Genomic DNA, 16,787 nt, shown 5'->3' with positions numbered 1-16,787 from the left:
GTGGAGAAAACCGCCGCAGACTCATTCCCGCCAGACGCAGAGGGTGAGGTGCAGTCGCCGTTCGGGGGGCGAGATATTGATGGGAGGGGGAAGCGCAGGGGCGCAGCGCGACAGGGGCGCCAGCAGGGCAATCACGAAGGCGATGGCAAAGAAGATCTGCTCGGCGCAGAGCAGGTTGGCGGCACTGAGCCACTTGCCGTTGAGCTGGCAACTGCTGGGCTGGGGCGTCGCGGTTTGCCACTCGTCGGCATCGGCGCTGGGCGAGGGGAGGGGAAGAGCCTGGCAACTCAGGGCCTGGTCAAGCTGTGCCAATCTGGCCAGCGGCTGGGCCGCACAGTTGAGCACCAGAATGCAGACCAGCAGCAGGAGTCTTGTCGCCACGCGTTGTCGCAAAATCATGCTCGTCCTACCCTGTTGAATGGGGCATATCCTATCGATCAATGGTGGCGTGAGCAAGCCAGCGGGATTCGATGAGAGCACGTGCTCCATCTGGGGTGGTCGGTTCTGTCTGGCGAACGCTTGTTCGCTAAAAGGGGGACCAGTATACTGCGCCGAGTCAAATTCCGAGGTGTTCGATGCTCAAAATTGCCCGTGTGCTGCTGCTTACCCTGCTGCTCATCTTCTGGTTCGTGTTTGGTTTGTTGCTCTGTCTGGTGCGTCCGCGCCACCCCAACAACGTCTATGTTTTCGCCCGCATGTACCATGCCGTCTGCCCGCTCATCGGGCTCAAGGTCCGGGTCACCATTCCGGACGAGGTCAAGTCGGTGGGGCCTGCCGTCTATGTCTGCAATCACCAGAGCAATTTCGACATCTTCACCGTGACCGGTGCCGTGCGCCCCGGCGTGGTGGCGGTGGGCAAGAAGAGCCTGCTGTGGCTGCCCTTCTTCGGCCTCATCTTCTGGCTCTCCGGCAACGTGTTGATCGACAGATCCAACCGCTCCCGCGCCATCGGCACCATAGGCCAGGTGGTGGATCGCATCAAACACCACGGCACTTCCATCTGGATGTTCCCGGAAGGGACCCGCTCCCAGGGCCGCGGTCTGCTGCCGTTCAAGGCCGGCGCCTTCCACACCGCCGTCCAGGCCGAAGTGCCCGTGGTGCCCATCGTCTGCTCCAGCTACTTCGGTCAGGTTGACCTGAACCGCTGGGACAACGGCGAGGTGCTGCTGGAGATGCTGCCTCCCCTGTGCAGCAAGGAGCACGGCGCTGCCGGCATCCGCGATCTGTCTGATACCTGCCGGGCCAGGATGGAAGCCAAGCTGGCGGAGCTGGATGGCAAGCTGGGCCATCGCCCGGCCGCCTGAGGTTGAACCCAACTGCATGAAGGGAGCTGCTGGCTCCCTTTTTTATTGGCTAAAATCACCACGCTGTTGGCAATTCTCACCAACTCATGGCCTTGAGATGGCAATGCCAAGTCTCCATCTATCTGTAAAGCAACAATAAATTATCTTGGCACGGCTCTTGTAATGCCATGGGAAGAGAGTGACATCCCCATGAACAAGGAGCCAGACCATGAGCGTATTCAGCCGCCTGACCGACGTGATCAATGCCAACCTGCACAGCCTGCTCGACAAGAGTGAAGAGCCGGAGAAGATGCTGCGTCTGATGATCGAAGAGATGGAGCAGGTGCAGATCGAGATGAGAACCCAGGCCGCCCGCGTCATCGCCGAACAGAAACAGCTGGAGCGCCATCAGCAGGCGCTGCGCCACCAGATCCAGGAGTGGTCTGCCAAGGCCGAGCTCGCCATCCAGAAGGGACGTGAGGATCTGGCCCGTGCCGCCCTCACGGAGAAGCTGGCCGAGGTCAAGAAGTGCGATCAACTGGAGCAGGACAAGGCCCGGGTGGCCGAGGTGCTGGCCCAGCTCACCGCCGACAGCGAGCGGCTGGCGACCAAGCTGACCGAGGCTCGCGAGAAGCAGAAGATGCTGACCCTGCGCGAACAGACAGCCCACAGCCGGATCCGTGCCCGCGCCCAGGTGGACAACCAGCGCATGCATGAGTTGATGGCCCGCTTCGACGGCTTTCAGGGCCGGGTCGATCAGCTGGAAGCCCAGCTGGAGGCGGCCACCCTGGGGCAGAATCCCTCCCTGGAGGCCCAGTTCCGCGAGCTGGAGTTGAACGACGAGATTGAGCGCGAGCTGGCTCGCCTGAAAAGCCGGAAGGCGGAGGCATAACCATGAACCCCTGGCCCAAAGATCTGGCCCATCGCAAGCTGACCGGGGTCTGCGCCGGTCTGGCCAGAGGGCTTGGGATCTCGAGGGTGACGGTGCGGGTGCTGGCCTTGCTGGCGCTTATCCTGATGCCGCCCCTGGCCCTGGCTCTCTATCTGCTGGCGGTGCTGGTGATGCCGCCCCGTCGTGAATTGAAACGCTGGCTGGATTGATCCCCGGATCAGACCCGCTGGCCACTGCAAGCCTGTGAGGAGCACAACATGCTGGAATTTATCGTCTTGATGCTGGTACTGGTGACCATGGCGCTGACCGGTTTTACCGTGCTGGCCATGCTGCTGGTGAGCGGGGTCTTCGTGCTGTTTGGCGCCCTAGCCGGCATGTTTGCCCTCATCATCAAGCTGGCGCCCTGGCTGCTGCTGGTGCTGGCGGTGTGCTGGTTGCTCAGCAACAGACGCAAGCAGTCGAACACCTACCGTTAAGCCTCCCTGCTATCGGATCCTTCCTTGGCCGCTGCTCCCAGCGGCCTTTTTTATGGCGGGAGCGACTGGTTCAGGGGGATGGATTGATGGGGGCCGTATCGGCGCTCAGCCAGGGTTGGCTCCAGTCGTGCCAGAGTCCGGGGTCGAGCACCAGGCGCTCCTTGAATGCCTTGGTCTGCTGCTTGAGGCGATACTCGAGGCGCAGCGCCGCGCCCTTGTCCGCCACCCCCTGGCGCCAGACCAGGGTCAGCGGCCCCTTGCCACGCAGCGCTCGGGCACCCTTGCCGCTCTGGTGCTGGCGCAGTCGCCGCTCGGGATCCGTGCTGATCCCCGCATAGAGCGAGCCCGCGCCGGTACGCACCAGATAGATAAACCAGTTATTTGCAGGTTTATCGGTACAGATGTCCGTTGTCATGACTCTTTCCACTGGACCCGGTCGCGCCTGAGCCGATGCAGGGGCAGCAGGCTCACCAGCAGGCCGGCCCAGACGAAGGCGAAGCCCACCGACTTCACCGGATCCGGGATCTCCCCAAACCAGAAGATGGCGAGCAGGAAGGCGAGGCTCGGCTCTATGTATTGCAGCAGCCCCACAGTGCTCATGCGGGTGCGTGCCACGGCGTAACAGAACAGACCTACCGGCAGCAGGGTCGCGGGGGCGCTGCCCATCAGCAGCAGCTTGTCGCTCCAGTCCCCGGCCATGAACTGGCTCATGCCGTGCAGGCCCAGCCAACCGAGGATCAGCAGGGCGACCGGAAGTTGAACCAGGGACTCGAGATAGAGGCTGACACCGGCATCGTGGCGCACCTTCTTCTTGATGAGACCGTAGAAGGCGAAGTTGGCACCCATGATGAGGGAGAACCAGGGCAGCTCGCCGTAGGAGAACAGCATGTAGGCCAGCCCCGCCAGGGCCAGGGCGACCGCCAGATGTTTCTGGGGGGTGAGCCGCTCCTTGAGGAAGAGCACGGCGAAGGCGATGTTGAACAGCGGCGTCATGAAGAAGGCGAGGCTGGTGGCCAGCACCTGGCCCGTGGTCAGGCACCAGGTGAACATGCACCAGCTGATGGACATGATGGGGCCCGCCAGCAGGATGAGGCCGAGCTGGCGGGGCTCGCTGCGCAGGCGTGCCCAGGGTACCCGTACCCCGAGCAGCAGGAAGAGGCCGCCCAGCAGGACAACAGACCAGAGCACCCGGTGGGAGAGCAGCTCCCACATGTTGATCTCGGGCATGAACTGGTAATAGAGGGGCAGCATGCCCCAGAGCACGAAGGAGAGGGCCGCACTACCGGGGCCCAGCCAGTTCTTCATCGCTTTCCGTTTATTAAATTAAACAAATGTGGCCGCATGATAAGTATCTGCCGCCGGTTCCACAAGCGGGATCCTGCCGGAAAGTCTGTTACCATCGGTACCATGAACCGACTCGATATCCTGTTTGAACAGATCCGGGCCTGCCGCCTGTGCGAGGCTCACCTGCCGCTCGGCCCGAGGCCGGTGATCCGCGGTAGCGAGCGCGCTCGCCTGTTGATCATCGGGCAGGCGCCCGGTACCCGTGTCCATGCCAGCGGCATCCCCTGGGATGACCCCTCCGGCGATCGACTGCGCCAGTGGCTCGGGGTCGACAAGGCCACCTTCTACGACGAATCCCGCATCGCCATCATGCCGATGGGGCTCTGCTACCCCGGCAAGGACAAGTCGGGGGATCTGCCGCCGCGCCCAGAATGTGCGCCCACCTGGCACGACAAGGTGTTGATGCTGTTGCCCAACATAGAGCTGACCCTGCTTATCGGCCAGTACGCCCAGCACTACTACCTGCGTGATGAGGGCAAGGACTCGCTCACCGAGACGGTACGCAACTGGGCTGACTATGGCCCGGCCTGGTTGCCGTTGCCGCATCCGTCCCCGCGCAACACCTTCTGGCTCAAGAAGAATCCCTGGTTCGAGCAGGAGGTGATCCCTCATCTGCAGCAGAGGGTTGCCCCCTTGCTGCTTTGATTCAGACCGCCGGCTCTGCCAGCGGTTTTGACTTGCCGCGCGCCATGGCGACCAGCGGCAGTATGATGCACAGGCACCCCAGCAGCAGCGGCAGACCGGGCTGCTCGTCGAACAGCCAGACCCCGATGGCGACAGCCATCAAGAGGCCGGTGTACTCCGCCGAGGCGATCTTGCTCGCCTCCGCCTTGCGATAGGCCACCACGCACAAGCCCGCATAGACCATGATCAGCGCCGAGGAGCCGAAGGCGGGCCACCACATCTGCCACTGCCAGTTCCCCCCTTCCCACCAGGCCAGCGCCAGAATGAAGGGCATGCTCAGCACGTTGGTGAAAAACAGGGTCTGGGCGATGGGCTGCTTGAGCGGGATCCGCTTGATCAGCAGGTTGTTGACCGCCATGGAGAGCGCCACCCCGAGCGCCGCCAGGGCGGCCCAGTTCACCTCGGTCGGGCGCAACACGATCAGTACCCCTATGAAGCCGATCAGCGCCGTCAGCACCTTCTGGCGCGACAGTGCCTCCCCCGCCAGCCACACCGCCAGCGGCACCATCAGCAGGGGGGCTGCATAGAAGAGGGCGTTGGCGGTGGCCAGTGGCAAGCGGGTGAGGGCGACCACCATCAGGCAGACACCGACCGCCCAGATATGGGCCCGCAGCAGGTGCCACTTGATGGCTACCGGCGGGTTGCGCCGCCAGGACCAGAGCAGCCAGGGCGCCAGCAGGAGGGCGGCGGAGAGCTGGCGGAAGAAGACGAACTGGAACACCGGCTGGCTCGGCTCCAGCACCTTGACCAGCGCATCGGAGAAGACCGCCACCATGTTGCCCAGCACCAGATAGAGGATGCCTATTCCGACTGCGTTCATACCACCTCCAGATTCAGATGAGGTGAGGGTAGCCCGTGCCTAGTTATCCAGTAAAATGATAAAAAATCACCATGCATGAGAATTTTGGATAATGAAGCTGCCCCCCCTGCGTGCCGTTCAATACTTCGAGGCGGTTGCCCGCCTGCTCAGCTTCTCCCGCGCGGCCCTGGAGCTGAATGTCAGCCAGAGCGCGGTCAGCCACCAGATCCGCCTGCTGGAGGACTTTCTGGGGGAGCGGCTGCTGTTGCGCCAGGGTCGGCTGTTGTCGTTGACGCCCCAGGGGGAGATTTATTTCGAGGGGATCTCCGCCGGGCTCGGCCAGATCGCCCAGAGCAGCGAGCAGTTGCGCGGCGGCGGCGAGATGCGGGTGCGGCTCGCGGTCTACAGCTCGTTTGCGGTGAAGTGGCTGATCCCGCGTCTGGCGGGGTTGCGCCAGCTCTACCCAGAACTGGATCTGAGTCTGGAGATGGTGGCGGAGGACCCCGAACTCTCCGATCGGGTGGCGGATGGCTTCATCACCGTCTCCCCCGAGGGGCCCGGCTACCTGCACGATCTGCTTTACCGGGAGCGGCTGATGCCAGTGTGCAGCCGGCGCCTGTGGCAACAGGTGGAGGGAGAGTGGCCCGCGGCCTTGTGGCAACTACCGCTGCTCTCCATCCAGGCGATCTACAAGGAGAAGGGGGAGGACTGGCGGCGCTGGGCCGAGGTGGGCGGGCTGACCATCCCCCCCGAGGCGAGGATGCACCACTTTAGCCACATCCTGCTGGCGCTGGAGGCCGCCAGCTGGGATCAGGGGGTGGCGCTCATCAACGACTACATGTTGCAGCCGGAGGATCCCGGTCTGGTACGATTGCCGCTGCACGCCCTCGAAACCGGCGACAACTTCTATTTCGTTTGCAAACGCTCGCGCGCCCATGAACCCGCCATCAGCCGGCTGCGACAGTGGCTCTGGCAGGAGGCGCAGGCGAGCCTGCGTCCCGGGGAGAGCGAGCCCCTCAGACGTGTTTGACCTGGCTCGGGATAAAGAGGCTGGTGGTACAGACCTGGATCAAGGTGCCGTACTTGGGAGTCTCCTGATAACGTTGGAGAGCCCACCGTTATCAGGAGCTTTGGTGTTTAAGCTCGTTTGAACTGGCTCAGGATGAAGAGGCTGGTGGCACAGACCACCACCGAAGGGCCCGCCGGTGTGTCCTGGTACCAAGAGAGGGTCAGCCCACCCAGCACGGCGAGACAGCCGATCAGGGCTGCGAAGCCGGCCATCTGCTCCGGCGTCTGGCTGAAGCGGCGGGCGGTGGCGGCGGGAATGATCAGGAGCGAGGTGATAATAAGCGCCCCGACAAACTTCATCGCCACGGCGATCACCAGGCCAATCAACAGCATCAGCACGCAGCGCAGCACGTCGACCCGCACCCCTTCCACCCGCGTCAGCTCCTCCGAGATGGTCATGGAGAGCAGGGGATCCCACAGCCGCCACAGGGTGAGCAGCACCAGGGCTCCGCCGCCGTAGATCCAGAGCAGATCCATGGGCTGCACCGAGAGCAGGTCGCCGAACAGGTAGGCCATCAGATCCACCCGCACGTTGTCCATGAAGCTCAAGGTGACGAGACCCAACGACAGGGCGCTATGGGCCAGGATGCCCAGCAGGGTATCGGTCGCCACCTGCTGGTTGCGGCTCATGATCACCAGCAGCATGGCCATGGCGAGGCAGCAGACCACCACCGCCAGGGTGAGATCCACCTGCAGCAGTATGCCGAGTGCTATGCCGAACAGGCAGGCATGGGAGAGAGTGTCGCCGAAGTAGGCCATCTTGCGCCACACCACGAAGCTGCCGAGGGGCCCGGCCAGCAGGGCGATGCCGAGGCCGGCCGCGAGGGCATATAACAGAAAGCTGTCCACTTGAATGTCCTTAACTGCGCTTATGGATTGCGAGACGGCAGGCGGATGACGGGGGCCTGCGGCTCATGATGATGGTGTTCGCCGTCGCAGTGGTGATGGTGGGTATAGACCGCCAGCACCTCCCGCTCCGGCCGCCCGAACAGGCGGGCGAACTCGGGGTGGCGTGCCACGCTTTCCGGCTCGCCGTGACAGCAGACGTGGCGATTGAGGCAGATCACCTCGTGGGTGCTGGCCATCACCAGGTGCAGATCGTGGGAAACCATCAGCACGGCGCAGTGGAACTCTGCGGCCAACTGGCTGATGAGGGCGTAGAGCTCGATCTGGCCCGTGATATCCACCCCCTGGACCGGCTCGTCCAGCACCAGCAGCTCGGGCTTGACCAGCAGGGCACGGGCCAGCAGCACCCGCTGCATCTCGCCGCCGGAGAGCTTCTGCATCCGGTTGTCCAAGAGCTCCTGGGCGCCGACCCGCTCCAGCGCTTCCTCGATGGAGAGGCGGTTGTTCTTGCCGAGCTGCAGGAAGCGGCGCACCGTCAGCGGCAACGTGGGATCCAGATAGAGGCGTTGCGGCACATAGCCGACCCGCAGATCGCGACGGCGAATGATCTTGCCGGAGTCCGGGTTGAGCAAACCCAGTACCAGCTTGCTCAGGGTGCTCTTGCCCGCCCCGTTGGGGCCGACCAGGGTGGTGATTTTGCCTTTGTTCAGGGTAAAGGAGACCTTGTCGAGCACGGACCGTCCGTCAAACGACAGACAGACCTCTTTCAGCTCCACCAGTTGGGTCATGACAGCTCCGGGGTTTACAGCCTGTGAGAGTTATAATATAACAACAGCATTGGTTTGTTATGTTATCACACACTCACTTCCTGACGAGATATCTATGCGAATTCTTACACTGATCACTGCCCTGCTGGCAGTGAGTCTGCCTGTCCGTGCCCTCGAGGTGCTGACCACCATCAAGCCCCTTGGTTTTATCGCGGCCGCCATCACCGATGGCGTGAGTGAGCCCAACGTCTTGCTGCCAACCGGCGCCTCTCCCCATGACTTCTCCCTGCGTCCTTCCGATATTCGCAGCATCAACGACGCCGATCTGGTGGTGTGGGTCGGCCCCGAGCTGGAAGGTTTCATGACAAAGCCTCTTGCAAAGCACCCCCATGCGCTGACCCTGACTCAGGTGCCGGACATGCCCCTGTTCAACTACGTGACTCAGAAGAGCCACAACGACCACGATCATGAACACGAGGCCCAAGCACACGGTGAGCATGATGAAGGGCATGAGGGACATCACCATGAGGGGGTGGATCCCCACCTCTGGCTGGGTCCGACCCAGGCCAAGGTGATTGCCAAGGCGATCGCGACCGAGCTTGGCAAGCAGGATCCGGCCAATCAGGCCCGTTATGCCGCCAACCTCGCCGCATTCGATGCCAAGGTGGACGCCAAGGACGAGGTGATCGCCGGCCAGATGAAGGCGGTGAACCAGAAAGGCTATTTCGTGTTCCACGAGGCCTATGGTTACTGGGAGCGTCACTACGGCATGAGTTCCAAGGGACACTTCACTGTGAGCCCTGAGCGTCGTCCCGGCGCCAAGACGCTGGTAGAGATCCGCAAGGCGCTGGAAGAGAAGCAGGCACGCTGCATCTATGCCGAGCCGCAATTCTCGCCAGCGGTGATCGAGTCGGTTGCCCGCAACACCGGGGCCAAGGTGCTGTTGCTGGATGAAGTGGGCGAGGGGGTTCCGCTTGGTCCTGATTCTTATCTGCAATTCATGCAACAGCTGGCCGACGCCTTCGCTCAGTGCCGTTGAGTCACCCCCAGGCTTGCCCGATGGGGTAGCCGCGGCCAACTATACTGACCTCCAGCGTCTGATATGGAGTGTCAGTTATGAGATGGTTGCTTGTCCCCACCTGCACGCTGGTAGTGTTGAGTGCCAACGTGCAGGCCTCCCGCCTCTCCGAGCACCTTGCCAGCCCTGAGCTGAAGGTCAAAATGCAGGAAGTGTATGGTGCCCGGGCCATCCAGCGCGCCGAGGCCTTTTCACGCCTGCTCACACCCAGGGCGGGTACGACGGATCAGCAGAAGCTGGAACTGGTCAACAACTACTTCAACAATCTGACCTACAGCGAGGATCCCAGGCTATGGGGAGATGAGGACTACTGGGCCAATCCGCTGGAATTTATCGGGGCCAGGGGGGGGGACTGCGAGGATTACAGCATCTCCAAGTACTACACCCTGATGGAACTCGGCGTCGACGAGAAGAAACTGCGGCTGGCCTATGTGAAGGCGATCCGCTACAACCAGTTTCACATGGTTACGCTCTACTTCCCGACGACCAAGTCCGATCCCTTGGTGCTGGACAACATCAACGGTCGTATCCTGCCCGGCAGCCAGCGAAATGATCTGCAACCCGTGTACAGTTTCGATGCCAAGAGCATCTGGGTCATGAAGTCACGTCGTGAGGGAACCCTGGCCGGGAGTGCCGATCGCCTGACCCAGTGGACGTCGATGCAGAGCCGCTTCTCCAGCGAGCATCTGCGTGCTCCCCGTCGCCAGCTATAGCTTGCCTGCGGCTTTCAACTCCTCGAAATACCTCGCTGCCCCCGGATGCTGAGTGACGCTGAGCACCGGGCCTGTTTTGTTGCGCGCCTTGTGAAACAGGTTGGCATAGCCATAGGTCTGCTCGTTGAAGCTGGTCTGCTGGCTCAGCATCGCCTTGGTCAGGCGATAGACATCCTTATCCGGCGTGATGGCATTGGTCACCAGAGTGGCGGCGATGGCAAAGGTGGGGGTGGCTTTTAGATTGCCGGGATAGATGCGGGCCGGTATCTGACTGCGCTGATAATATTTGACGCCTTGCAACAATTGCTCCCGGATTGTGCCCTCGACGGACATGAAACGGATGGCACAGCGCTTGGATGTCTCCAGCACGATCCGGTTGGGGTGACCCATCACCAGTCCATAGGCATCGATCTGTTTGCTGCACAAGGCTTCGGACAGATTGGCCACGCTCTTCAGATCGAGATCCTGTTCCTTTGCCCCCAGCACGCTGAACAGTGCCAATGCTGTTTGACGGGTACCCGAATTCTTCAGCCCCATGTCGATGGGGGCCAGCTTGAGTTGCTCCAGGGTGGTGATATCGCCATCGGCCCGCACCACTATGGTGAAAGGCTCGGCATGGGTGGCAAAGAGGGTTCTCAATTCGGGCTGGGGTTGCCTGGCAAATGGCCCCGTGCCCTGACTGGCCTGATAGAGCCAGTCAGATTGGACGAGGGCGTAGGGGATCTCTCCGGCTTGCAGCAGACGCAGATTTTCGATGGAGCCCGAACTGGCCTGCGGTTTGCACTGCACTGTGGGGTCGCTCTTGTGAGCCAGCCGGCAGAATTCCTTGATGACCTGGTAATAGATGCCCTGTTCTCCTCCCGTGCCAATGGTCACGGATACTGCGTGCAGACTGGGCTGCCACAACAGGGCAAGCAATAGGATGGGGAGTTTCATGATGCCTCCTGGCGGGCATAGCCATCGATACCCCAGCTGCGCAGGGTGTCCACATCGTTGATGTCACCGGCTTCTGCCAGCAGGGTATAGCCGGAGGCGTGCAGGCACTGGGAAAGCAGGTTCCAGTAGAGGGGGGCCTGAGTCAGCTGGCAACTGATGAAGACTGGCTTGATGGGGTCGAGCTTTGTCAGGTTGTCGTTGTTCATGGGCACATTGCTGAATGCCATCTCGATCCCCAGAGCCTGAAGTGCCCCCAGACGCTCCTCAGCCATGGGAGGGAAGCTTGTCAGATCCCAGCGCCAGTCCAGAATTTTTCCCCTAGCGCTGGCCAAGGAGGATGCAAACTGTGCCCAGTCAGGATGATTGAGCAGGCTGAGGGGGAGCTGGATCCCTTCCGTCTTCTGGGTCAGCCAGTCGTGGATCAGCGTCCGGATTTCATCCGGCGAGCTGTCTGTGGTGGGGGGGGTCTTGGGCAGCAACCGGCTATACAGTCGGATGTGTCCTTGAGTGGAGAAAAAGTGTTGCAGATACATGCCGTTGGCGATGTCGGTCAACCCAGTGAGTTTCTGATGAGCCCGAAGACTGTCATGTTTACCGAGCTGGGTGATCTTGAGTCTTTGCTGCAGCAGATCTCGTTTACGCTCGGAGACCAGTTGATTGATGGAAGCCACGACCTCCTGCAGCTCACGAAGCCATGGAGTTGGCAGAGTACCGCTGAACTGGCGTTTGCGGATCTGCACCAGTTGCAGGCTGACTTGTTCGAGAGGGCGCAACAGGCGGTTGCACACCCAGGTGATGACCAGAGTGAATACCAGCAGACCCGCGAGCAGTGCCAGCCCGGTGCGGCTGATGGCGTTCCAGAGGTGCTGGTAGGCATACCCTTCGTGTCCTTCGAGGGTGAGGGTGCCCAGAATGCGCCAGCCATCGGTGAGTTCCTGCTCGACCTTGACCGGTGGCATGTGGACGACAGTCGGCAGCCAGACGGGAATATTTTGCTGGGCCGTGTGGAAGACTTTCTGGAACAGCAACTGGCCATCGGGATCCAGCAGTGTGACCGAGCTGACGAAACCGCCATCGAACATGGCGTTGACGATGGTTTCCGCCAGCACCTTGTCGTCGTTGAGCAGGGTACCTTGCAGCACCAGGCCGAGTGCCGTGATGGCCGTCTCCAGGTTGGCCGACATCTGATCGAGGATGGATTGCCGTACCGTGGTGATCTCCAGCATGAGCAGCAGGATGGCACCTATGGCGAACAGGATTAGAATGATTACATTTAACAATCTTGCCAATGACATACCCACTCCCTGGAAATGTTTTTGCAACATCTGGCCGCCCGGGGGTGAACGCAACCGGACTTGGTTCTTAAAAATAGAAAAAATTGGCTGAAAAAGGCGATCATTTCTGCCCATGCGAGAAGGTTATGCATAAAATGTGAGTTTCGTGCATATCGTGATGAACTTTTTGTAAGTATTTGGGTCTAAAACCCAGATATTCGGTTTTCATAATAAAAAATCATAAAAACAGACCCACAACTACCACCCTTAGATCTAATAACAGGATAGCGGATGAAACGTCTCCGTCCCTTGGTAGCGCAGGCTGCCAACTGGGAACCCCCGGTTCCCCGCAAACATTTTTATGCCATGCTATTGCTCACGGCCATGACGCTGTCAGCGGTAGCCGTATTGCCGGCTCCAGGTGATATCCTTGAGCGGCCATTGCGTCTGGAGTTGCCCATTGCCACCACTGGTACCGCAACCAACGAAGACAACACCGACTTCAACGACATCCCCGACCACGAACTGGTGGAAGCAGCGGCGCCGGAAGATGACATTCCGGCCGACGGCACGCCCCAGTGGCAGGATTATCGGGTACGTAACGGCGAGAATCTGACCACCATCTTCAACAATCTCGGCCTCTCCACCACCACCCTCTACAAGGTGCTGGATGCGGATGCCAAGAATAATCTGGCCCGTCTCAAGCCCGGTCAGACCATCGAGTTGCTGATCGATCAGGACAACATACTGCAGCAGCTGAAGATCCGTCTGAACATCAAGCAAACCCTGGTGCTGGAGCGAACCGATGACACTTACAGCGCCAACATGCTCAATGAAGAGGTTGAGTGGCAGCAGAAGAGTTATGACGGCGTCATCAATGGCAGCTTCTACGTCAGCGCCCGCAACGCGGGGATCCCGGCCAACCACATCCAGAAGATTGCCAACCTGTTCCAGTGGCGCCTGAATTTTGCCAAGGATCTGCAAAGAGGCGACAAGTTCAAGGTGTTGGTGAGACAGGAGACGGTCGAGGGCAAGAGCACGGGCAACACCCAGCTGCTGGGAGTGGAAGTGTTCAGCCAGGGTAAGACGGTATCGGCCTGGCTGTCGGAAGATGGCAACTATTATGACGGCCAGGCGAACAGCCTGGAGCGAGGTTTCCGCCGTTACCCGACCCATAGTCGCTATCGGGTCAGCTCCAACTTCAACCCGGCCAGGCGCCATCCCATTACCGGTCAGGTTCGCCCCCATGAGGGGACTGACTTTGCCCTGCCGGTGGGGACGCCCGTGATGGCGACCGGCGACGGTGTTGTGCTCAAGGCGACCCGTCACCCCCTCGCGGGCACCTATGTGGTGATCAAGCATGGTCGTACCCTGATGACTCGCTATCTGCATCTGAGCAAGCTGCTGGTCAAACCCGGCCAGAAGGTGAAGATGGGAGACAAGATAGCGCTCTCCGGCAACACGGGCCGCTCTACCGGCGCTCATTTGCACTATGAGGTGCGGCTCAACAACCGTCCGGTGGATGCCATGAAGGTCAAGCTGCCGATGGCGGAACCGCTTTCCGGCAAAGACAAGCGCCAGTTCCTTGCCAAGGTGAAGAGCTATCGCAAGGAGATGGAAGCGAGTTAATCCCCTCTCTCCGGATACCAAAAGGCCCTGCCAATCTGGCGGGGCCTTTTTGTTGGAGGCCTGGGCTCAGTAGCCCTTGTCGAAGTCGATGCGGCCATCGAGCTGTTGACCGTCAATGAAGCGGATGTAGTTGCGTATGAAGATCTGGGCCACATCTTCCGGGAAGCTGTAGGCGCTGTTGTGGGGAGTGAGTATGAGATTGGGCTGATGCCAGAGCGGGCTGTCGGCGGGCAGGGGCTCCTGCTCGAACACATCCAGCACAGCCGTACCAAGCTTGCCGCCGCGCAATGCCGCCAGCAGGTCGCCTTCATGGACGGCATTGCCCCGGCCGACGTTGAAGAAAATGGCGCCCGGTTTGCAGTGATTGAACCGATCGGTGGTGAACAGATGGCGGGTCTCGCGGGTCGCCGGCAGTACGCTGACGATGACGTCTGCCTGGGCCAGCATCTTGTTCAGCGCCGGCAGCTGATACACCTGATCAAAGCCCGCGCGCTCATTGCCACCGTGGCTGATGCCGAGCACTCGCATGCCGAAGTGCTTGGCGGTGTGGGCGATGTGCTGACCTATGCTGCCGGTGCCCAGGATCAACATGGTGCGTCCCTTGAGCCCCAGGTAGGGATGGCTCTGCCACAGTCGCTGTTGCTGCTGCTCGCGGTAGAGTGGCAACTGTCGCGACAGGCTGAGCAGGTGGCCGAACACATACTCGCTCATCAGCGGCCCGAAAATGCCGCGCACATTGGTGAGCAGGTAATCACGGCGGCAGCTGGCATCCAGCAGCACGTCGACCCCGGCGTAGGTGGACTGGAGCCAGCTCAGCCTGCCGGCTTTGGCCAGCAGGGGTCTGGCCCGTGCCGGCTCAGCCATCAGGATATGGGCATCACCGATCAGCTTCTCGGCGTCGCTCTGGTTGTCGGCCCGCAGTATGTGCAAATGAGGAAGGCGGGCGGCCTTGAGCAGGCGTTCATAATGGTTGTTGTCCTGGCTGAGCAGAAGCAGGGTACGTTGACTCATACTCTTGTTCCTTATCATGTTTACGGCACGGAGGAGGAGGGGTCTGTCCTCATCTTACCCCAGTTGATCGGGCAAGATAGTCGACCAGGGCGCTTTTTCGTTTTCGCCACGCCCCTCGTGGGCTACAATCTGCCCCACATTTTGCAAAGGATCCGACTCCAGTGTTTGGTGACAAGTTTTATAAGCGACTGGCCGAGCTACAGCCTTGGCAGCAGACCGTCTACACCCTGGCGCTGGCAGAGCGCATGTATCCCAACTATGCGCTGTTTACCCAGGCCTCTGGCTTCGGGGATGCGAAGGCATTTCGCCACGCGTTGGATCAGATGTGGAATTACCTGACGGTTAAAGGTTCCCGCGTCAATCTGGGAGCGATCCTGGAGGCGTTTGAAGTCTATATTCCCGAGCCAGGCAAATTTGAGTCTTACGGCGCCTATCCGGCGCTGGATGCCTGTGTGGCGCTGGGTTGCGCCTACAACTCGGTGATCTGCCGGGTGGGTGAAGAGGCCAATGATGCCAGCCATGCTTCGGTCGGTACCGTGGCCGGTTTCATCGAGATGCTGGAAGAGCGGGATCTCAGTGACGAAGAGCTCTACGAGCATGAATACATGGAAGCCGAGCTGGAGTTCCAGGTCGAGTTGCTCAAACGGGTCGCCCATGAGCGCGACAGTGATCGTATCCTGGCCATTCGCACCTTCGCGGCCCAGGACGGCGTCTCCAACATAGGCATCAGCCTGGAAGAGTGATCTCTCCGCACGCTTCCCATAAAAAAAGCTCCCATTCGGGAGCTTTTTTTATGGCCGTCGTTTGTTCAGGCGCGCTCTTCGGTGAGCGGCCTGACGCTCAGCACGGGTGCCGCGTCGATGCCGTCGGCATTCATCATGGCCGAGATCCGTTGCAGGGAGGAGAGCAGCAATCCCTGTTCCCAGTTCTCCAGGGCCTGGAAGCGCTGGATGAAGCTCTCCTGCAGCGGGGTAGGGGCCTGGGCGAGCAGGGCGCGCCCCGCGTCAGTCAGTGTCGCATGCACCTTGCGCTTGTCGGTCTCGCTGCGGATGCGCTGCACCAGCTGGCGGCTCTCGAGCCTGTCCATGATGGTGGTCGCGGTGGCCTGGCTCATGTTGGTGTGATCGGCGAGCTGGCGCATGGAGATCTGGCCAAGCTCGTTGATCCCCTTTAGCAGCAGGAGCTGTGGCGAGGTCAGCCCGGCCTCCTTGATCAGGCGCTTGGAGTGCATGTCGATGGCACGGATGATCTGGCGCAGAGCAATCAGCACTTCATCATGTTTTTCCATTGAGTCGGGGTCATCGCAGGGCTGTGGAGAGGCGCAAAATTCTCCGCCTAATCCACAACAAGGTCAATATAGTTTTTGGTGTAATCATTTCTGCTCTAATGAATTTTATGTTAGGTTATTAGACAATTGCCGCATTTAAACCCGATATTTGAGGAGTGACATCATGAATGACGACCTGGATATCAAGTCCCTGGTTGCCGACCTTCGCGTGGTCAGGGTCCGCTATGAACTGCCTGACACCTCGGCTTTCGTGCGTTATCAGCCCGCCTATGACGAGGATCCCAACAACCTGCAAGTGCATCACTATGATGGTGAGCTGCCGCTTTCCTGCAGCGACACAGGTTCTTTCAGTCTAAAGGAGTTGGTGAACGAATTGCGTTACGCCTATGTGCTGGTGCACCTCTTCCCCGACGAGAGTGCCATGAACTTCTACCTGGCCGGTCTGGACAATGGTCTGGCCCAGCTCGAGTTCATCGGTGGCTCCTATGACTTCAACCGGCTCTGGATCACCAGCGGGGTCTCCAGCCTGGGGGTGCCCATGGCCATCTTCCTCGGCAAGCGTCACGCCGTGAATGGCCAGCCTTCGGTCACCCTGGTGGATCACCGCGAGCGGGTGGCGGGTCGACTGGTCTATCGCGCCATCGGTGGTGCGGGGGATCACGTGGGTGAAGATTTTTTCAACAATGACTAAGGAGGCCA

At 60.5% G+C, this 16,787-nt stretch carries 21 protein-coding genes; 11 read left to right on the top strand and 10 right to left on the bottom strand.

All coding sequences use genetic code 11. The features are described 5' to 3' along the window. Positions 1-21: 21 nt before the first annotated feature. Positions 22-399, bottom strand: a complete 378-nt coding sequence (locus PG898_RS07515) for a hypothetical protein (protein ID WP_182786704.1) — start codon at positions 397-399, stop codon at positions 22-24. A gap of 176 nt (positions 400-575) precedes the next feature. On the opposite strand from PG898_RS07515, the gene PG898_RS07510 reads away from it, so the two are divergent. The 4 genes from PG898_RS07510 (at position 576) to pspG (ending at position 2,651) form a co-directional block, all read left to right on the top strand. Further along, positions 576-1,304 carry a 1-acylglycerol-3-phosphate O-acyltransferase gene (locus tag PG898_RS07510; RefSeq protein WP_042649987.1) on the top strand — a complete coding sequence of 243 codons (729 nt, stop codon included), beginning with the start codon at positions 576-578 and terminating at the stop codon, positions 1,302-1,304. A 208-nt stretch (positions 1,305-1,512) separates the two neighbouring features. Beyond that, positions 1,513-2,175, top strand: a complete 663-nt coding sequence (gene pspA / locus PG898_RS07505; protein WP_042649986.1) for a phage shock protein PspA — start codon at positions 1,513-1,515, stop codon at positions 2,173-2,175. Positions 2,176-2,177: 2 nt separating this feature from the next. Continuing rightward, positions 2,178-2,384 carry a PspC domain-containing protein gene (locus PG898_RS07500; RefSeq protein ID WP_182786702.1) on the top strand — a complete coding sequence of 69 codons (207 nt, stop codon included), beginning with the start codon at positions 2,178-2,180 and terminating at the stop codon, positions 2,382-2,384. Between the two features lie 48 nt (positions 2,385-2,432). Beyond that, positions 2,433-2,651, top strand: a complete 219-nt coding sequence (pspG, locus tag PG898_RS07495) for an envelope stress response protein PspG (protein ID WP_005331057.1) — start codon at positions 2,433-2,435, stop codon at positions 2,649-2,651. A gap of 70 nt (positions 2,652-2,721) precedes the next feature. Here the strand turns inward: pspG and PG898_RS07490 are convergent, their stop codons facing one another. Beyond that, positions 2,722-3,066 carry a GIY-YIG nuclease family protein gene (locus tag PG898_RS07490; RefSeq protein WP_270823604.1) on the bottom strand — a complete coding sequence of 115 codons (345 nt, stop codon included), beginning with the start codon at positions 3,064-3,066 and terminating at the stop codon, positions 2,722-2,724. After that, a complete protein-coding gene (gene rarD / locus PG898_RS07485; RefSeq protein WP_182786696.1) occupies positions 3,063-3,956 on the bottom strand; it encodes an EamA family transporter RarD in 894 nt (297 codons plus the stop codon). Before rarD ends, PG898_RS07490 begins: the two co-directional genes overlap by 4 nt. 102 nt (positions 3,957-4,058) lie before the next feature. Here rarD and PG898_RS07480 point away from each other — a divergent pair, with 102 nt between their 5' ends. After that, positions 4,059-4,640, top strand: a complete 582-nt coding sequence (locus PG898_RS07480; protein WP_270823682.1) for a uracil-DNA glycosylase family protein — start codon at positions 4,059-4,061, stop codon at positions 4,638-4,640. A gap of 1 nt (position 4,641) precedes the next feature. On the opposite strand, the gene PG898_RS07475 is transcribed toward PG898_RS07480, so the two are convergent. Continuing rightward, positions 4,642-5,499 (bottom strand): DMT family transporter, encoded by an 858-nt coding sequence (locus PG898_RS07475; protein WP_042649980.1) that lies wholly within the window; start codon positions 5,497-5,499, stop codon positions 4,642-4,644. A gap of 91 nt (positions 5,500-5,590) precedes the next feature. Here PG898_RS07475 and PG898_RS07470 point away from each other — a divergent pair, with 91 nt between their 5' ends. Further along, positions 5,591-6,508 (top strand): LysR substrate-binding domain-containing protein, encoded by a 918-nt coding sequence (locus PG898_RS07470; protein WP_042649979.1) that lies wholly within the window; start codon positions 5,591-5,593, stop codon positions 6,506-6,508. A gap of 107 nt (positions 6,509-6,615) precedes the next feature. Here the strand turns inward: PG898_RS07470 and znuB are convergent, their stop codons facing one another. Together znuB and znuC are read right to left on the bottom strand one after the other, a co-directional pair. Further along, positions 6,616-7,395, bottom strand: coding sequence for a zinc ABC transporter permease subunit ZnuB (gene znuB / locus PG898_RS07465; protein WP_270823605.1), 780 nt, complete (start codon positions 7,393-7,395; stop codon positions 6,616-6,618). Positions 7,396-7,415: 20 nt separating this feature from the next. Beyond that, positions 7,416-8,180 carry a zinc ABC transporter ATP-binding protein ZnuC gene (gene znuC / locus PG898_RS07460; protein WP_182786690.1) on the bottom strand — a complete coding sequence of 255 codons (765 nt, stop codon included), beginning with the start codon at positions 8,178-8,180 and terminating at the stop codon, positions 7,416-7,418. A gap of 94 nt (positions 8,181-8,274) precedes the next feature. On the opposite strand from znuC, the gene znuA reads away from it, so the two are divergent. Both znuA and PG898_RS07450 read left to right on the top strand, forming a co-directional pair. Continuing rightward, a complete protein-coding gene (gene znuA, locus PG898_RS07455) occupies positions 8,275-9,198 on the top strand; it encodes a zinc ABC transporter substrate-binding protein ZnuA (protein WP_182786688.1) in 924 nt (307 codons plus the stop codon). A 77-nt stretch (positions 9,199-9,275) separates the two neighbouring features. Then, on the top strand, positions 9,276-9,950 hold the full coding sequence (locus PG898_RS07450; RefSeq protein ID WP_041206463.1) for a transglutaminase-like cysteine peptidase: 675 nt from the start codon (positions 9,276-9,278) through the stop codon (positions 9,948-9,950). Here the strand turns inward: PG898_RS07450 and PG898_RS07445 are convergent. Beyond that, complete coding sequence (locus PG898_RS07445; RefSeq protein WP_270823606.1) at positions 9,945-10,886, bottom strand: TAXI family TRAP transporter solute-binding subunit; 942 nt, start codon at positions 10,884-10,886, stop codon at positions 9,945-9,947. The two genes, PG898_RS07450 and PG898_RS07445, sit on opposite strands and share 6 nt — an antisense overlap. Then, a complete protein-coding gene (locus PG898_RS07440) occupies positions 10,883-12,181 on the bottom strand; it encodes a LapD/MoxY N-terminal periplasmic domain-containing protein (protein ID WP_182786685.1) in 1,299 nt (432 codons plus the stop codon). The genes PG898_RS07445 and PG898_RS07440 overlap by 4 nt, the downstream gene beginning before the upstream one ends. 270 nt (positions 12,182-12,451) lie before the next feature. Between PG898_RS07440 and mepM the strand changes: the two genes are divergently transcribed. Further along, positions 12,452-13,789: a murein DD-endopeptidase MepM gene (mepM, locus tag PG898_RS07435; RefSeq protein WP_270823607.1), complete on the top strand. Its 1,338-nt coding sequence runs from the start codon at positions 12,452-12,454 to the stop codon at positions 13,787-13,789. Positions 13,790-13,855: 66 nt separating this feature from the next. Here mepM and PG898_RS07430 read toward each other — a convergent pair whose 3' ends face one another. Beyond that, on the bottom strand, positions 13,856-14,800 hold the full coding sequence (locus tag PG898_RS07430; protein WP_270823609.1) for a D-2-hydroxyacid dehydrogenase: 945 nt from the start codon (positions 14,798-14,800) through the stop codon (positions 13,856-13,858). Positions 14,801-14,961: 161 nt separating this feature from the next. Here PG898_RS07430 and PG898_RS07425 point away from each other — a divergent pair, with 161 nt between their 5' ends. Beyond that, positions 14,962-15,543, top strand: coding sequence for a YjaG family protein (locus PG898_RS07425; protein ID WP_042649972.1), 582 nt, complete (start codon positions 14,962-14,964; stop codon positions 15,541-15,543). Between the two features lie 65 nt (positions 15,544-15,608). Here the strand turns inward: PG898_RS07425 and PG898_RS07420 are convergent, their stop codons facing one another. Continuing rightward, entirely contained in the window at positions 15,609-16,088 is a 480-nt protein-coding gene (locus tag PG898_RS07420; protein WP_025325615.1) for a MarR family winged helix-turn-helix transcriptional regulator, read from the bottom strand. A 163-nt stretch (positions 16,089-16,251) separates the two neighbouring features. Here PG898_RS07420 and PG898_RS07415 point away from each other — a divergent pair, with 163 nt between their 5' ends. After that, positions 16,252-16,779, top strand: a complete 528-nt coding sequence (locus PG898_RS07415; RefSeq protein WP_025325616.1) for a hypothetical protein — start codon at positions 16,252-16,254, stop codon at positions 16,777-16,779. Positions 16,780-16,787: the final 8 nt, after the last annotated feature.

The sequence above is a fragment of the Aeromonas sp. QDB31 genome (assembly GCF_027707605.1).
GTDB lineage: Bacteria > Pseudomonadota > Gammaproteobacteria > Enterobacterales > Aeromonadaceae > Aeromonas > Aeromonas media.
This window is presented reverse-complemented; position numbering and strand designations above follow the sequence as displayed.

Coding starts and splice junctions, on each gene's coding strand:
- PG898_RS07515 (WP_182786704.1), bottom strand. CDS start 399: ATGATTTTGCGACAACGCGTGGCGACAAGACTCCTGCTGCTGGTCTGC.
- PG898_RS07510 (WP_042649987.1), top strand. CDS start 576: ATGCTCAAAATTGCCCGTGTGCTGCTGCTTACCCTGCTGCTCATCTTC.
- pspA (WP_042649986.1), top strand. CDS start 1,513: ATGAGCGTATTCAGCCGCCTGACCGACGTGATCAATGCCAACCTGCAC.
- PG898_RS07500 (WP_182786702.1), top strand. CDS start 2,178: ATGAACCCCTGGCCCAAAGATCTGGCCCATCGCAAGCTGACCGGGGTC.
- pspG (WP_005331057.1), top strand. CDS start 2,433: ATGCTGGAATTTATCGTCTTGATGCTGGTACTGGTGACCATGGCGCTG.
- PG898_RS07490 (WP_270823604.1), bottom strand. CDS start 3,066: ATGACAACGGACATCTGTACCGATAAACCTGCAAATAACTGGTTTATC.
- rarD (WP_182786696.1), bottom strand. CDS start 3,956: ATGAAGAACTGGCTGGGCCCCGGTAGTGCGGCCCTCTCCTTCGTGCTC.
- PG898_RS07480 (WP_270823682.1), top strand. CDS start 4,059: ATGAACCGACTCGATATCCTGTTTGAACAGATCCGGGCCTGCCGCCTG.
- PG898_RS07475 (WP_042649980.1), bottom strand. CDS start 5,499: ATGAACGCAGTCGGAATAGGCATCCTCTATCTGGTGCTGGGCAACATG.
- PG898_RS07470 (WP_042649979.1), top strand. CDS start 5,591: ATGAAGCTGCCCCCCCTGCGTGCCGTTCAATACTTCGAGGCGGTTGCC.
- znuC (WP_182786690.1), bottom strand. CDS start 8,180: ATGACCCAACTGGTGGAGCTGAAAGAGGTCTGTCTGTCGTTTGACGGA.
- znuA (WP_182786688.1), top strand. CDS start 8,275: ATGCGAATTCTTACACTGATCACTGCCCTGCTGGCAGTGAGTCTGCCT.
- PG898_RS07450 (WP_041206463.1), top strand. CDS start 9,276: ATGAGATGGTTGCTTGTCCCCACCTGCACGCTGGTAGTGTTGAGTGCC.
- PG898_RS07445 (WP_270823606.1), bottom strand. CDS start 10,886: ATGAAACTCCCCATCCTATTGCTTGCCCTGTTGTGGCAGCCCAGTCTG.
- PG898_RS07440 (WP_182786685.1), bottom strand. CDS start 12,181: ATGTCATTGGCAAGATTGTTAAATGTAATCATTCTAATCCTGTTCGCC.
- mepM (WP_270823607.1), top strand. CDS start 12,452: ATGAAACGTCTCCGTCCCTTGGTAGCGCAGGCTGCCAACTGGGAACCC.
- PG898_RS07430 (WP_270823609.1), bottom strand. CDS start 14,800: ATGAGTCAACGTACCCTGCTTCTGCTCAGCCAGGACAACAACCATTAT.
- PG898_RS07420 (WP_025325615.1), bottom strand. CDS start 16,088: ATGGAAAAACATGATGAAGTGCTGATTGCTCTGCGCCAGATCATCCGT.
- PG898_RS07415 (WP_025325616.1), top strand. CDS start 16,252: ATGAATGACGACCTGGATATCAAGTCCCTGGTTGCCGACCTTCGCGTG.